This is a genomic window from Caenibius tardaugens NBRC 16725 (genome assembly GCF_003860345.1).
GTDB classification, from domain to species: Bacteria; Pseudomonadota; Alphaproteobacteria; order Sphingomonadales; family Sphingomonadaceae; genus Caenibius; species Caenibius tardaugens.
The window spans coordinates 285,562-300,410 of sequence record NZ_CP034179.1 but is presented as its reverse complement, the minus strand read 5'-3'; the positions used below and the strand labels follow the sequence as shown (position 1 = coordinate 300,410).

At 63.8% G+C, this 14,849-nt stretch carries 15 protein-coding genes and 1 pseudogene; 5 read left to right on the top strand and 11 right to left on the bottom strand.

The window, feature by feature from the left end:
• Nucleotides 1-32: 32 nt before the first annotated feature.
• On the top strand, nt 33-395 hold the full coding sequence (locus EGO55_RS01590) for a hypothetical protein (protein ID WP_021689234.1): 363 nt from the start codon (nt 33-35) through the stop codon (nt 393-395).
• Between the two features lie 105 nt (nt 396-500).
• Nucleotides 501-1,793 carry an MFS transporter gene (locus EGO55_RS01585; protein ID WP_021689233.1) on the top strand — a complete coding sequence of 431 codons (1,293 nt, stop codon included), beginning with the start codon at nt 501-503 and terminating at the stop codon, nt 1,791-1,793.
• 24 nt (nt 1,794-1,817) lie between these two features.
• On the opposite strand, the gene rsmD is transcribed toward EGO55_RS01585, so the two are convergent.
• Nucleotides 1,818-2,360 carry a 16S rRNA (guanine(966)-N(2))-methyltransferase RsmD gene (gene rsmD / locus EGO55_RS01580; protein ID WP_021689232.1) on the bottom strand — a complete coding sequence of 181 codons (543 nt, stop codon included), beginning with the start codon at nt 2,358-2,360 and terminating at the stop codon, nt 1,818-1,820.
• On the bottom strand, nt 2,357-3,202 hold the full coding sequence (locus EGO55_RS01575) for a pseudouridine synthase (protein ID WP_021689231.1): 846 nt from the start codon (nt 3,200-3,202) through the stop codon (nt 2,357-2,359). Before EGO55_RS01575 ends, rsmD begins: the two co-directional genes overlap by 4 nt.
• Before the next feature lie 121 nt (nt 3,203-3,323).
• Here EGO55_RS01575 and EGO55_RS01570 point away from each other — a divergent pair, with 121 nt between their 5' ends.
• The gene (locus tag EGO55_RS01570) at nt 3,324-5,033 is read left to right on the top strand and encodes an AmpG family muropeptide MFS transporter (protein ID WP_021689230.1); all 1,710 of its coding nucleotides are present in this window, start codon (nt 3,324-3,326) and stop codon (nt 5,031-5,033) included.
• A gap of 24 nt (nt 5,034-5,057) precedes the next feature.
• Here EGO55_RS01570 and EGO55_RS21445 read toward each other — a convergent pair.
• The 4 genes and pseudogenes from EGO55_RS21445 to trpB form a co-directional block, all read right to left on the bottom strand.
• Nucleotides 5,058-6,406, bottom strand: a pseudogene (locus EGO55_RS21445) (bifunctional folylpolyglutamate synthase/dihydrofolate synthase).
• Nucleotides 6,407-6,421: 15 nt separating this feature from the next.
• Entirely contained in the window at nt 6,422-7,273 is an 852-nt protein-coding gene (accD, locus tag EGO55_RS01560; RefSeq protein WP_021689228.1) for an acetyl-CoA carboxylase, carboxyltransferase subunit beta, read from the bottom strand.
• Nucleotides 7,270-8,061, bottom strand: a complete 792-nt coding sequence (gene trpA / locus EGO55_RS01555) for a tryptophan synthase subunit alpha (protein WP_021689227.1) — start codon at nt 8,059-8,061, stop codon at nt 7,270-7,272. The genes accD and trpA overlap by 4 nt, the downstream gene beginning before the upstream one ends.
• Nucleotides 8,058-9,302: a tryptophan synthase subunit beta gene (gene trpB / locus EGO55_RS01550; RefSeq protein ID WP_021689226.1), complete on the bottom strand. Its 1,245-nt coding sequence runs from the start codon at nt 9,300-9,302 to the stop codon at nt 8,058-8,060. Before trpB ends, trpA begins: the two co-directional genes overlap by 4 nt.
• A 232-nt stretch (nt 9,303-9,534) precedes the next feature.
• Between trpB and EGO55_RS01545 the strand changes: the two genes are divergently transcribed.
• Complete coding sequence (locus EGO55_RS01545) at nt 9,535-10,002, top strand: outer membrane protein (RefSeq protein WP_021689225.1); 468 nt, start codon at nt 9,535-9,537, stop codon at nt 10,000-10,002.
• Between the two features lie 63 nt (nt 10,003-10,065).
• On the opposite strand, the gene EGO55_RS01540 is transcribed toward EGO55_RS01545, so the two are convergent.
• Entirely contained in the window at nt 10,066-10,707 is a 642-nt protein-coding gene (locus EGO55_RS01540) for a phosphoribosylanthranilate isomerase (RefSeq protein WP_021689224.1), read from the bottom strand.
• Between the two features lie 132 nt (nt 10,708-10,839).
• Here EGO55_RS01540 and EGO55_RS01535 point away from each other — a divergent pair, with 132 nt between their 5' ends.
• Nucleotides 10,840-11,463 (top strand): hypothetical protein, encoded by a 624-nt coding sequence (locus EGO55_RS01535; RefSeq protein ID WP_156915564.1) that lies wholly within the window; start codon nt 10,840-10,842, stop codon nt 11,461-11,463.
• Nucleotides 11,464-11,538: 75 nt separating this feature from the next.
• On the opposite strand, the gene EGO55_RS01530 is transcribed toward EGO55_RS01535, so the two are convergent.
• The 4 genes from EGO55_RS01530 to purB all read right to left on the bottom strand — a co-directional run bounded on the left by EGO55_RS01530 (nt 11,539) and on the right by purB (nt 14,778).
• Complete coding sequence (locus tag EGO55_RS01530) at nt 11,539-12,291, bottom strand: SIMPL domain-containing protein (protein WP_021689222.1); 753 nt, start codon at nt 12,289-12,291, stop codon at nt 11,539-11,541.
• Between the two features lie 60 nt (nt 12,292-12,351).
• Complete coding sequence (gene pyrF, locus EGO55_RS01525; protein ID WP_021689221.1) at nt 12,352-13,026, bottom strand: orotidine-5'-phosphate decarboxylase; 675 nt, start codon at nt 13,024-13,026, stop codon at nt 12,352-12,354.
• Nucleotides 13,023-13,388, bottom strand: a complete 366-nt coding sequence (locus EGO55_RS01520; protein ID WP_021689220.1) for a hypothetical protein — start codon at nt 13,386-13,388, stop codon at nt 13,023-13,025. Before EGO55_RS01520 ends, pyrF begins: the two co-directional genes overlap by 4 nt.
• A gap of 79 nt (nt 13,389-13,467) precedes the next feature.
• Nucleotides 13,468-14,778, bottom strand: a complete 1,311-nt coding sequence (gene purB, locus EGO55_RS01515; RefSeq protein WP_021689219.1) for an adenylosuccinate lyase — start codon at nt 14,776-14,778, stop codon at nt 13,468-13,470.
• Nucleotides 14,779-14,849: the final 71 nt, after the last annotated feature.

The following is a 14,849-nucleotide window of genomic DNA, read 5'->3' as shown; positions in this document are numbered from 1 at the left end:
TTCTGACGGGACGAATATCGAGGAGATACCTCATGAAGACGTTGGCAATAGGTGCGATAGCCTTGCTCGGTGCCAGCGCGCTGACCCCCGCCTTGTATGCCCAGGACATGTCCGCGCCCCCGCCGATGGAAGAGCCCATGCCGCCGCCACCCGCACCGCCTGAGGTCGTGCAGGAACAGGCCAATCCGCAAGGAACCGGTGCGCCGACGGAGGGCGTGCCCGATCCGGCCACTGCCCAGGACCCGGTGCCACCGGCCATGCCCGCCGATCCGGGTTACCACGCAGGTCCTTACAAGGGCGCGTTGACCCCGCCACCGGCCGAAGCCATGAGCAAGGACTATCCGGTTTGTACAAAGAAGGTGCAGGACAGTTGCCGCAACCGCGGCGGCAAGTAATTACGGGGCGATTATCGCCGCGATGACGAAAAAAGGGCGCTGCCATGGCGGCGTCCTTTTCGTTCTTGCTTGACGCGGCGCGCGTTGTGTCCAAGCAAGCGCGCGATGAACCCGATTGTACAACATCGCCGCGTCCTGGCTGCCGCTCTTTCCGGCACTGCCGTGGAATTCTATGACTTCTACGTCTACGCCACGGCGGCGGCGCTGGTCTTCGGACCCTTGTTCTTCCCGGCCGAAAGCGCATCCGCGCAATTGCTGCTCAGCCTGATGAGTTTCGGTCTGGCGTTTATCGCGCGCCCGATCGGGGCCATTGCTTTCGGCCATTTTGGTGATCGGATCGGCCGGAAATCGACACTGGTGGCGTCGCTGCTGCTGATGGGCATTTCCACTTTGCTCATCGCCTTCCTGCCGACCTACCAGATGGTCGGCTGGATCGCACCGGCGCTGCTGTGCGTTCTGCGTTTCGGCCAGGGGTTCGGTCTTGGCGGCGAATGGGGCGGGGCGGCCCTGCTGGCGGTGGAAAATGCGCCGAAAGGCTGGGAAGCCCGTTTCGGCAGCGCGCCGCAGCTGGGCGCACCGGTCGGCTTTCTCGCGGCCAATGGCCTGTTCCTGCTGCTCGGCCTGTGGTTGCCGGAAGAGGCGTTCAACAGCTGGGGCTGGCGCATTCCCTTCCTGCTCAGCGCGGTGCTGGTCAGCCTTGGCCTGTGGGTGCGGCTGAAGATCACGGAAACCCCGGCGTTCAGCGAAGCGCTGGAAAAGGAAGCGCCGCCCATGGTGCCGCTGGGGCGCCTGCTGCGCAACCATTGGGGCCCGGTCGTGGCGGGCAGCGCGGGTGTGATCGCCTGTTTCGCGATTTTCTATCTTTCGACCGCTTTCGCGCTGGGCCACCTCACCACCGTACGGGGCATGGAACGCGAGATCGTGCTGGGCGTGCAACTGGCCGCCAACACCTTCCTTGCCATCGGCATTGTCGTGGCAGCCATCTGGGCGGACAAGACCAGTCCGCGCCTCGTGCTCTGCACCGGGGCCGTGGCGACCGCGTTGCTGGGGCTGGTGTTCGGGCCGGTGCTGGGCGAAGGATCGCTGGCCATGGTCTTCGCGACTCTGGCGCTCAGCCTGTTCATCATGGGGCTGGTCTATGGGCCGCTTGGTGCGTGGTTGCCGACTCTGTTTCCGCCTTTCGTGCGCTACACCGGCGTATCGGTGGCCTTCAATGCGGGCGGGATTATCGGTGGGGCCGTGGTCGCGGTCGAGGCGCAGCGGATCGCCATGACCGGCGGGGTGGCCATGATCGGCCTGTTCCTGACCATTGCCGGGTTGCTGACATTCGCCGGGCTGATGCTGGCGCGCCCGACCCGCGATATCGTGCCGGTGCAGGCGGAACCGCTGATTCCCTGATTGGCGCGGGTATTCCCGGGGTGATTATTCCGGCCGCAGCAGATGCAGCCGGGCCTTGCCCGAATCCCGCGTGGCATCGACAGTAAAGCCTTTCACGTCGACCACTTCGCCGCGTGCGGTTTCCACGCTGATCCATGCGCCGGGCGCGATCCACCCATGGCGGCGGAGCTTGTCCAGCGCCACGGCGCCCGCGCCGCTGTTATAAGGTGGATCGAGCAACAGCAGATCGGGTGCGCGTTTGGCCGGGCCAAGCGCGAGAACCGATGTCGCCCGCACATCGCAGCGATCCTGCGCGCGCAGATTGGCGATATTGGCACGTAGAGCGCGCAAGGCGGCGGCGTCCTGCTCCACGAAGATCGCTTCGGCCGCACCACGCGAAAGGGCTTCCAGCCCCAGTGCGCCGGACCCGGCGAACAGATCCGCGACCAGCAGTCCTTCGAAACTGCCGATACGGCTGGTCAGCATGGAAAACAGGGTTTCGCGGGTACGGTCGGCGGTGGGGCGGGTTGTGTCACCCTCGGGCGCCTTGAGGTTCCGTCCGCGCCATTCTCCGGCAATGATCCTCATGCCTTGCTCTCGCGGGCGAGCTGTTTGCGGAAGCGTTCGACTTCGACCTGTTTGATTTCTGCCGCCGCGCCGCGTGGCAGATCGCCTAGTGCGAAGGGGCCATAGGCAAGGCGCAGCAGGCGTGACACTTCGAGCCCGAGATGTTCGAGAACCCTGCGAACCTCGCGGTTCTTGCCTTCGGTCAGCGTCATTTCGATCCACTGGTTGCGCCCGGTGCGCCGTTCGAGATGGGCATCGATCGGGCCATAGTGGATGCCTTCGATCGTGATCCCGTCGATCAGGTCTTCAAGCTGTGGCTGGCTGATATCGCCATGGGCGCGGGCGCGGTAGGTGCGCGGAATGCCGCTGGAGGGCAGTTCCATCGCGCGCTTGAGTTCGCCGTCGTTGGTCAGCAGCAGCAGGCCTTCGGTGTTGAAGTCGAGCCGCCCGATCGGCATCACGCGCGGCGTGCCGGGGGGCAGGGCATTGCGCAGGGCGTTGTAGATCGTCGGGCGGCCACGGGGATCGCGTTCGGCGGTGAGCAGGCCTGCGGGCTTGTGAAAACAGAACAGCCGTGCGGCTTCGGCCCGTGCGACAGGATTGCCATCCACGGTCACGCCCTTGAGATTGGGCAGGATTGTGGCCGGAGTCTCCAGCACCTTGCCATCCAGTGCGATGCGCCCTTCGCCGATCATGCGTTCCACTTCACGCCGGCTCGCGATCCCAGCGCGGGCGAGCAATTTGGCAATCCGTTCCCCCTCGCGCGGGGCCGTGTCGCCCGCTGCGGGGGTGGGGCGCGGTGCGGCGCGTGGGCTGCCCTTGCGGGACGGGCGCGGTGCGCCTCTGGAGTGTTTGTCGGCCATAAACCGCCCTTAGCGTTCCGCTCTGCGGTGGGAAAGCGGGGACAGGATGTTTCTGCCGCCTTTCCAAGTGAGAATTCGACGCTAGGTTCGCATCCATTCGCGTGATCAATTGGAGTGAGGGATGGGCGAAGCAGCCGAAATCACCGGCAAACCGGGTTGGCGCAGGGTTCTGGCCTCGCTGGGTAACCGAAAGACCGGGTTCATGGCCCTGTTCGGTTTCGCCAGCGCGCTGCCTTATGCGCTGTTGCTGGGCACGCTCTATGCGTGGCTTTCGGATGCGAAGGTCGATCTGGAAACGATGGGCGTGTTCTCGCTGATCGGGCTGGCCTATTCGTTCAAGTTCCTGTGGTCGCCCTTGCTCGACCGGATCAATCTGCCGGTTATGCGGCGACTGGGCCATCGCAAGCAGTGGATCGTGACCGCGCAGTTCCTGCTCGGCGGCATCCTGATCGTGCTCTCCACGCTCGATCCGGTGGGCGCGATCGGGTGGTTTTCGTTGCTCGCCGGGATCGGTGCCTTTGCCTCTGCCACGCAGGATGTGGTCGTCGATGCCTGGCGCGTGGACGTGGCCGATGAAGTCGCCACGATCGACATGCTCTCCACCGTGTACCAGTTGGGGTACCGCTCGGCCGTGCTGGTGGGCGGTGCACTGGCGCTGTTTCTGGCGGAAGGGCTGGGCTGGCCAACCGTGTACGGGATCATGGGTGGGCTGATGCTGCTGGTCGGCATCGCCAGCCTGTTCGCGCCCGAAGGCCAGCAAAGCGCCGCCACGGTTGCTGCAGATGCAGCCGGGCTGGCCGAATTGCGCGCGCCCGGCGAACTCGAACCGCGCGTGCGTGCGATTGCCTTGGCGGTTGTGGGTGCCTTGTGGCTGTGGGCGCTGATCACAGTGGGCGTCTTCATGGTGCGCTCGCTCGGCAGTGACCCGGAAGCCCGCCCGGATTCGGTGGCCTTCGTGGCCCAGCAGGGGCCGTTGATCGTCATTGCCACCGTGGTGGTCCCGGCGATTATCGCGGCATGGCTGGTGCGGCAGAAAGCGCGGGGCAATCATGTGCTGCACACGGCGGCGCCTTCGCTGCGGCGGCGCGATACGGTGCTCGATCATGGATACCGCGCCCTGATCCTGCCTTTGACGGATATTGTCGGGCGGTTGGGTTGGGCCACCATTCTCGTTCTCGGTCTGGTGCTGTCCTATCGCATTACGGATACGATCTGGGGCACCTTTGCCTATCCGTTCTATCTGGGCGAACTGGCCTATTCGAAGGAAGAAGTGGCCATCGCTTCCAAGTTCTTCGGCGTGGGCGCACTGATGCTGGGGATCGCCCTGGGCGGGGTGCTGTTCACTTATGTCGGGCGCATGGCGGTGATGACCCTTGGTGCACTGACTGCGGCCCTGACCAATCTGCTTTACGCCGATTTGTCTGTGGGCGGGGCGGTTATGGCTGCCGGTTCGAAAGTGATCGGTTTTACCTGGCTGGTGGAACATCTGGGCGGCGATGAACGGCTGGCCAAGCTGATGTTCGCGATTGCGGGCGAAAACGTGGCGGGCGGGATCGCCGGTGCGGCGCTGGTCGCCTACCTTTCGTCCATCACCTCCAAGAAATACAGCGCGGTCCAATATGCCCTGCTGTCGTCGCTGACGTTTCTGGTCGGCACGCTCGGGCGTGGGGCATTGGGCAAGATGATCGAGACGCGCGGGTATTACGATGTCTTCATGCTGACCACGGCGATCGGCTTTATCGCGGTGATCCTGTGCCTGCTGGAATGGTGGCGCATCAGGCGGCTGGGCAAGAATGCCGGGCTGGATGCGGCGGCGCTCGCCAATGCCTGAGCGGCCTTCGCGGCTACTTGCGGCCTATTCCGGTATTTCGCCGTTGAGCGCGAGAACCTTGCCCGCGAGATAGAGCGAACCGGTGATGAGCACGGTCTGCGGGCGATCATCGCTGTCGCGGGCGAGCGTGGCGGAAACCGATTCGAGCGCCTTGCGCACATCATCGGCAGGGATCACCGTGCCGATACCCAGCGCGCGGGCGGCCTGACAGATCGTTTCGGGTGCATGGTGATCATGCCCGGGAATGGGAATCGCCCACAACCGGTCGATATGCGGCGCGAGCGGGGCGAGGAAATCCTCGATCCCGCGATTGGCGAGCATGCCGACCACGACATTGAGCACCGGGCGATTGGCCAGCTCTGCGGCGATGACCCGGGCGGCATCGGGATTGTGCCCGCCATCGAGAATGCATTCGGTACCGGGGATGATCGCGGTCAGCGGTCCGGGGCCCAGTTCCTGCAAACGGGCGGGCCAATGCGCGGCAATCAGGCCGCGCGCCATGGCATCGCTGGCCACAGCGATATCCCTCTGGTGGCGGAGCATGGCCACGGCCAGTGCGGCGTTGTCTGTCTGATGCAAGCCGGGCAGGCGCGGCAGTGGCAGGGTGAGCGATCCCGCCGCATCGCGATAGGCGATCACCTTGTCGGTTGCCTGTGCGACCCATTCCTGTCCGCGCATCGCGACTGAGGCCCCGGCCTGCTTTGCGATCCGCACCACCTGCGCGGTGGCTTCGGGGGGTAGGCTTGCGTCACCAGCGGCACGCCCTTGCGGGCGATGGCGGCTTTTTCGAAGGCAATCCGCGCCAGTGGGTGATCAGGCGCACCCGGGTCTTCGCGCAGCAGGAAGGCTTCGTGATCGATGCCCAGCGAAGCGATGCCGCAGGCCGAAGGGTGGACCAGCACATTGGTGGCATCGAAACGCCCGCCAAGCCCCACTTCGATCACGCAGGCATCGGCTTCGATATGCGCGAAGGCGAGGAAGGTGGCGGCGGTCGTCACCTCGAAAAAGCTGGGGGCGAGATCCTCACATTTGTCGAGCACTTCACCCAACAGATCGGCCAGCAAGCCATCGTCGATCAGCTTGCCCGCCACCCGAATGCGTTCGTTGTAGCGCACCAGATGCGGCTTGGTCGCCGAATGGACGACCAGCCCCTGCTCTTCCATCATGAAGCGCAGGAACGTGCAGGTCGAACCCTTGCCGTTGGTGCCCGCGACATGGAATGTGGGCGGCAGCAATTCCTGCGGATTGCCGAGCCGGGCCAGCATCGCCTTGATCGTTTCCAGCCCGTATCGCCCCTGCGGGAGGGACAGGCGCGCCAGACGATCCAGTTGCGCCTGTACGGCGGGATCATCGGACGTGGCGAAATCCCTCATGGCGACTCTCGGCAGTCAGGCCGCTTTGGCCGGCTGAAGATAGTCGAGCAGACGGGCCAGCGTGGCGCGCAGCGTGTGGCGGTCCACCACCATATCGACCATGCCGTGCTTCTGAAGGTATTCCGCGCGCTGGAACCCGTCGGGCAGGCTTTCGCGGATCGTATCCTGAATCACACGCTGCCCGGCGAAACCGATCAATGCGCCCGGTTCGGCGATATGGATATCGCCCAGCATGGCGTAGCTGGCGGTGACACCGCCGGTGGTCGGATCGGTCAGCACCACGATATAGGGCAGGCCTGCCTCTTTCAGGCGGCGGGTCATGACAGTGGCCTTGGGCATCTGCATCAGGCTGAGAATGCCTTCCTGCATACGCGCGCCACCGGCTGCGGTGAACACGATATAGGCACACCCTTCGTCAAGCGCGCGCTGCGCCCCGTTTACGAAAGCCTGACCAACGGCCATGCCCATCGATCCGCCCATGAAGGTGAAGTCCTGCACGCCGACAACGGCCTTGTGCCCTTCGATCGCGCCCACGGCGACCTGAAACGCATCGTCATGCGGGCTCTTGGCGCGGGCGGCCTTGATCCGGTCGGCGTACTTCTTGCTGTCGCGAAACTTCAGGGGGTCTTCCACCACCTGCGGCTCGATCAGAAGCTGGAAACCGGGGTCGAGAATTTGATCGAGACGGGTATCCGCGCCGATCCGGCCATGATGTTCGCAACGCGGGCAGACGAAGAGGTTTTCCTCGTAATCCTTGGCGAACAGCATTTCGCTGCAATTGGGGCATTTGACCCACAGATTGTCAGCGGTTTCCCGTTTGCGGCCAAACGGGATGGATTTGCGGATTCGGGTCAGCCAGCTGCTCATGCAGGAACCTTTCGCGCATTATGCACTGCTTCGGCAAGGGCTGCGGTCAATTCCCGCACAGGGGTGCCTGCTGCCGTGCCATGTTGGGCTATCAGATCGACGAGGGCAGAGCCGACCACCACGCCATCGGCAACACGGGCGATCGCGCTGGCCTGATCAGGGGTGCGGACGCCGAAGCCGACGGCCACGGGCAGATCGGTCGCGGATTTGAGGCGGGCGACCGCCTCCTCGATAGAGCCGAGCGCGGCCTGTTGCTTGCCGGTAATCCCCGCAACGGAAACGTAATAGACGAAGCCTGACGACCCCTCGAGCACGGCGGGCAGCCGCGCGGTGTCCGTTGTGGGTGTGGCAAGCCGGATGAAGGATACGCCTGCCTGACGCAGGGCGGGGCCCAGATCGGCATCTTCTTCGGGCGGGATGTCCACGCAGATCACCCCGTCCACGCCCGCCTTGTGGCATTCGGCGGCGAACCATTCCGGCCCGCGCCGTACCATCGGGTTGGCGTAACCCATCAGCACCAGCGGAATCTGGGGATGGCGCTGGCGAAAAGCGGTGGCGATGGCGAAAATGTCCGCCGTGGTCGTACCTTTGCCGAGCGCGCGGAGATTGGCGGCCTGAATGGCCGGGCCATCCGCCATCGGATCGGTGAAGGGCATGCCCAGTTCGATCACATCCGCGCCGCCCGCAACCAGGGCATCGAGATTGGCGGCGGTATCGCCGTCGCCGGCGGTGATGAAACAGACGAGCGCAGGGTGGCCTTTGGCGAAGGCGGCAGTCAGGCGGCTCACAGCTTTACCCCCAGAGCATCGGCAACAGTGAAGATGTCCTTGTCGCCACGGCCGGATACGTTGACGATCACGATCTTGTCGGCATCCATCTGCGCGGTCAGATCGGGCAGGGCCGCCAGCGCGTGCGAGCTTTCCAGCGCGGGGATGATCCCTTCGAGCTTGCAGCACAGCTGGAACGCCTCCAGCGCCTGATCATCGTTGATCGGTACGTATTTGACCCGGCCGCTTTCATGCAGCCAGCTGTGTTCCGGGCCGATGCCCGGATAATCGAGCCCCGCGCTGATGGAGTGCGCTTCGGTGATCTGGCCGTCTTCGTCCTGCAGCAGGTAAGTGCGGTTGCCATGAAGAATGCCGGGCAGGCCGCCAGTCAGGCTGGCGGCGTGTTGCCCGCTGTCCACACCGTGGCCCCCGGCTTCGACACCGATCATCTGCACGGCGGCATCATCCAGAAACGGGTGGAACAGGCCGATGGCGTTCGATCCGCCGCCAACCGCGGCGACCAGCATGTCGGGCAGGCGCCCTTCGGCTTTCTGGATTTGCGCGCGTGCTTCGACGCCGATCACCGACTGGAAATCGCGGACCAGTTCCGGATAGGGGTGCGGGCCAGCGGCCGTGCCGATGATGTAGAATGTGTCATGCACATTGGCGACCCAGTCGCGCAGGGCCTCGTTCATCGCGTCTTTCAGCGTCTTCGCGCCGCTTTCCACCGGAATCACTTCCGCGCCCAGCAGCTTCATGCGGAACACGTTGGGTTGCTGGCGGGCAACGTCGGTGGACCCCATGTAGATCACGCAGGGCAGGCCGAAGCGCGCGCAAACCGTGGCAGTCGCCACGCCATGCTGGCCCGCACCGGTTTCCGCGATGATCCGGGTCTTGCCCATGCGGATCGCCAGAAGGATCTGGCCGATGCAATTGTTGATCTTGTGCGCGCCGGTGTGGTTCAGTTCTTCGCGCTTGAAGTAGATTTTCGGGCCCTTGCCCGCAGGCGCGAGGTCGCGAAAATGATCGGTCAGCCGTTCCGCATAATACAGCGGGCTGGGGCGGCCGACATAATGTTCGAGCAGATCGTCGAACTGCGCCTGAAATGCCGGGTCGGCCTTGGCCGCGCGATACTCTTTCTCCAGATCGAGAATGAGCGGCATCAGGGTTTCGGCCACATAGCGGCCGCCGAAGGCTCCGAAATGCCCGCGTTCGTCAGGCAGGTTGCGGAGCGAGTTGGGGGTGGGTGCGGTTGCAGACATGTCGAAGCGCGATTGGCAGAGCGGGCCGGGGAAGTCCAGCGTTCAGACGGTTTTTCGTCGCTCTGCCGGGGAGGGTGGGGCGCGCTGCGATGGCATGATAGTTGTAAAAATATCACATGTTTTTAGTGATATGTTGCATGAACGCCATATTCATGGGGGTGCAAGGTGCAGAGACCTACTCCGGTTCTCGACCCGATCAGAAACAAAGGTCGTCCATTTCAGGAGTTTAAATATGCGTCTCGTTCTTCTCTCGCTTGCCGCCGCCGGTGCAACGCTTGCAGCAACCCCGGCACTGGCCAACGAAGCCCGCGTCGAGGCACGCGGCGGTGTGATCTGGAACGGCAGCGACAGCGAAGCAATCGCCGGTGTTGCCGCGGGCTACGATGCGGACGTCGGCCAGAAAACCTTCGTTGGTGTCGAAGTGTCGGCAGACAAGATCCTCACCGATCACACACGTTTTGCATTTGGTGCCTCGGCCCGTGCGGGTGTGAAGACCGGTGAATCCGGCAAGCTCTACGCAGTGGGCGGTTATGCCACCAAGCCCTTCAAGTACGGCGAGGAATCGTTCAATCTCGGTGCCGGTTACCAGCATAATTTTGGCAAGAATTTCTACGGTAAGGTGGAATATCGCCACAACTTCGTCGGCAACGGCTGGACCGATACCGATGTTGCGGTTGCCGGTCTGGGCGTCCGCTTCTGACCGATCCAACACGGATACAGGTATAGGGAAGGGCGGTCCGCACGGGCCGCCCTTTTTGCATTGTCAGGAACCGCGCACCGTGGCGCAGAACGCGGCGATGCGATCCACATCCTTGATGCCGGGCGCGCTTTCCACACCGGACGAGGTATCGACCAGTGGCGCCCCGGTGATGCGGACAGCTTCGGCCACATTGTCGGGATTGAGGCCACCGGCCAGGCCCCAGTTCGCGGCATGGCGATATCCGCTGAGCAGGGACCAGTCGAACACCAGCCCCATCCCGCCGGGCAGGGCGCCCTTCGGGGTCTTGGCATCGAACAGGATCAGGTCTGCCGCCGCGCGATAGAGGAGCGCCCGTTCCACATCGTAAGCCGAGGCGACGGGCAGGGCCTTCCACACCGGAAGCCCAAACCGCGCGCGCACTTGCGCGGTGCGTTCCGGGCTTTCCGAACCGTGCAATTGCAGTGCATCGAGCCTGCCCGCACGCACCCCTTCGGCAATGGCGAGATCGTCCGCATCCACGAAAAGGCCGACTTTCTGCACGCGTGTTCCCGCCCGCGCGGCCAATTCCGCCGCATCGCTGGGCGTGAGATTGCGCGGGGAAGGCGGGAAGAAGACGAAGCCGACATAGTCTGCCCGCGCGACAATGCAGGCATCGAGTGCCTGTGGGGTGGTGATGCCGCAAATCTTGATACGGGGCGCGTTCATCGCCTCCCAATAGGCCAATGCCCTGTGCAGGCAAGGGGGCGGTGCTGCTCGTATCCTAACCGAAAAGAAACAAATGTGTGGGTATGCCCCCGGGGAATGATGATTGTGGCGGTCAGCCACGTGGGGGCCTTGATGAAATTGCTGGTTGGTGGCGGATTGCTGGTGGGTGCTGCGGCACTGCTTTACGTATTTGTGGATCGGCAGCCCGCCGATGTGTTCGATATGCCGGTGAAGGATGCCTATCTCAAGCTGACGAATGTCGATTTCGGGCCGATGAGCGAAGGCCAGGTCGCGCTGAACACGGTCAAGAAGGCCACCGGGAACGGCAAGGACAAGGTGGTCTGGCTGCAACAGGGCGATATGGCGCGCTATGAATGCGCCATCGATCTGGCGGCTCTGCCGGACAATGCGGCCAAGACCCATGTGACGGTTACCTGCAGCGGCGGGGGTGCCGGGGATGGCGCGGCGGCGGGCATGGTGCACAACATGCATCGCAACGGCGTGATTGAACGGATTGATGCCACGCTGACGGGCCGCCCGTTCGATAGCGACAAAATTGGCTCGACCGCCTCACGCTGGCCGGGTGATGGTGTCGATGGAAGCCTCGCCACGGCCCAGAAGGAAGCGCTGCAGATGTCGGCCGATATGGCCAAGATGGAACGGGATATGCAGGCCCAGGCCAAGTCCGATGCCTTCAACGCCGATGTGGACAGCAGTGATTTCGCCAGTGGCAGCGGTGATTTTGCCGGAGAATAACGCGGTTCTGTCAGGATTGGTGCCGGGCCTGCCTGTCGGGTCCGGCACCCTGTCTTATGACGGAATCGTCCCTGATTAAGGGGCGAGTTCGAACACCACAGTCACCGAGGCGTTCAGTTCCACTTCGCCCGCCGCAATCGGCGGCGCAGGCGCGGCCATACCCGCCGATTGTGCGCGGGCATACATCACCGGCATCGGTGGCGCATATCCGCCGCTTTCGTTGATCGATACGATCCGGGCGACTTTCATCCCGGCCGCTTTCGCATAAAGGTCCGCACGGGCGCGCGCCTTCTGCATGGCTTCGACGCGGGCTTCGTCCAGCGCGGCATCGGGATTGTCCATCGCGAAGCTCGGCCCGTTGACCTGATTGGCGCCCGCCGTGACCAGTGTGTCGATCACCTTGCCGAAGTCATTGAGATTACGCTGCTTCACGCTGACGGTGTTATTGACCTGATAGCCGACGATCCGGGGCTGGGCCGGTTCGATCGTGCCATCGGGCAACTGGCGTTGCGGGGCGTAGACGGGATTGAGATTGAGATTGCTGGTCTGGATATCGCGATCCGCAATACCCGCCTTTTTCAGCGCGGCGATGACCCGGCTCATGTCCGCCGAATTGGTGCTCATCGCTTCGCCTGCCGTGCTGCCCTGGCTGGTGACACCAGCAGTAAACAGCGCCAGATCGGGCTTGCGCGTGGATTTGCCTTCCGCCGAAACGGTAAGGGCCGTGTTGCCGGGGGCAATGATCGGGGTCGATCCATCGTGAGCGGAAGCCATGGCCGGTAGTGCCATGGAAGCCAGTGCGAGAGAAGCAAGCATATGCGATTTCATCGGTCTCTCCCTGTCGAGATGGCAATCAACTGGGCCGCACCGGCTTTCCGCAGGCTGAACCTAGAGCGTGGCCTCAATCGCGCGGGCGGCGGCGACGGGATCGTCGGCGCGGCTGATCGGGCGGCCGATCACCAGCACACCGGCGCCATTGTCCCGCGCCTGACGCGGGGTGACGATCCGCTTCTGGTCGGCCGTGGCGCTGTCCGCCGGGCGCAGGCCGGGCACCACGAAGTATCCGTCTTTCCACTGCCGGTGGACCGCGCCGACTTCGTGGCCGGAACAGACGATGCCGTCGAGCCCGGCCGAATGGGCCAGATCGGCCAGACGCAGCGCCTGATCGTGGGACGATCCGCCTACGCCGATGGCATCGAGATCGCTGTCATCGAGGCTGGTCAGCACGGTGACAGCGACAACCTTGCACCGTTCCCCGGCAGCGGCCTTGGCATCTTCCATCATGGCGCGGCCACCGGCGGCATGCACGGTGACGATGGCCGGTTCCAGCGTGTGAATCGCCTGCATGGCCGAAGCCACCGTGTTGGGGATGTCGTGCAGCTTGAGATCGAGAAAGATCGGCAGGCCAATCTGCGCCATTTCCCGCACGCCGTGATGCCCGTGCGCGCAGAAGAATTCGAGCCCCAGCTTCAGCCCGCCGACATGGGCCTTCACCCTGTTTGCCAAGGCCTGGGCGGCATCGAGCTGGGGCACATCAACGGCAAGGTAAACGGGATTGGTCATTGGCCCTCATTGGCAGGCGGGGTTTTGGCAGGTTCGGTAACCACTGGCGTCGGTGTTGCTGCCGGTGCCGGAGCAGGTGCCGGTACCGGTTTTTCAACCGGCGCGGCCAGCGTTGCACTGGCGTTGTGCATCGCGTTTTCCAGCGTATTGATCCGCCGTTCGAGGCGCCACACGGCCCCGCGATGGAACAGCCACATCGGTACCAGTCCCGCCAGGAAGGCGAGAATAACCAGCGCCGGTATCTTGGTTTCGAGTATCAGACCTTCCCAGATCTTCACGGAAACCGGCGTCCAGTTGGTAATCGTGAAGATGAGCAGGGCGACGAGAATCAGTACCCAGACGATGGTGCGTATGATTTGCATGGCCGTGATGCCTCCCTTCGAGCAATCCCCGAAGCCTGAATGCTAGGGCGATTGCGTGCCGAAGGGAAGAGCGTGCTTTTCAGCCGAACACGCGATCGAAAATGCGATCGACCTGCTTGAAGTGGTAATCGAGGTTGAACTTGTCCTCGAGTTCCGCAGGCGAAAGGGCGGCGGTCACTTCCGGATCGGCTTTCAGCAGTTCCAGCAGCGACAGCTGACCATCCGATTCCCACACTTTCATCGCGTTGCGCTGCACCAGACGATAGGCTTCGTCGCGCGTTACCCCGGCCTGCGTCAGCGCCAGCAGCACGCGCTGCGAATGCACCAGACCGCCCATGCGATCGAGGTTCTTCTGCATGCGTTCGGGATAGATCACCAGCTTGTCGATCACGCTGGTCAACCGCGCCAGTGCGAAGTCGAGCGTGATCGTCGCATCCGGGCCGATGAAACGTTCGACGGAGGAGTGCGAGATATCGCGTTCGTGCCACAGCGCCACGTTTTCCAGCGCGGGGGTGACGGCGGAACGCACCACACGGGCCAGCCCGGTGAGGTTTTCAGTCAGCACCGGATTGCGCTTGTGCGGCATCGCGCTCGACCCCTTCTGGCCGGGCGAGAAATATTCTTCCGCTTCCAGCACTTCGGTGCGCTGCAAGTGGCGCACTTCGGTGGCAAGGCGTTCGATCGAGCTGGCGATAACGCCCAGCGTGGCGAAGAACATCGCGTGGCGATCGCGCGGGATCACCTGCGTCGATACCGGCTCCACCGCGAGGCCGAGCTGTTCGGCGACATACTCTTCCACGGCGGGATCGATATTGGCAAAGGTGCCGACCGCGCCCGAAATGGCGCAAGTGGCCACTTCCGCGCGGGCATTGACCAGACGCGTACGGCAGCGGGCAAATTCCGCATAGGCTTCGGCCAGTTTCTTGCCGAAGGTGGTCGGTTCGGCGTGGATGCCGTGGCTGCGGCCGATTGTCGGGGTGTACTTGTGTTCTTCCGCGCGGCGCTTGATCGCGGCCAGCAGCGCGTCGATATCATCCAGCAGGATGTCGGACGCGCGGGCGAGCTGCACCGCCAGCGTGGTGTCGAGCACATCGGAACTGGTCATGCCCTGATGCATGAAGCGCGCTTCGGGGCCGACCTGTTCGGCAACCCAGTCGAGGAAGGCGATCACGTCGTGCTTGAGCACGGCTTCCTTGGCATCGATCGCCGCCACGTCGATCGACGGGTTGGTCTGCCACCAGTCCCACAGCGCTTTCGGTCCGCTTTCCGGCACGACGCCCAGTTCGCCCAGCTTCTGGGTGGCATGCGCCTCGATTTCGAACCAGATGCGGTAGCGCGCTTCGGGTTCCCAGATCGCAGTCATTGCGGGGCGGGCATAACGGGGGACCATGGTCGACTCCGGTGTTGGGGTTTCAATCTTCGATAGTGCCCGGGCCGCTAGGGGCAGGGGGCGGCAATGGC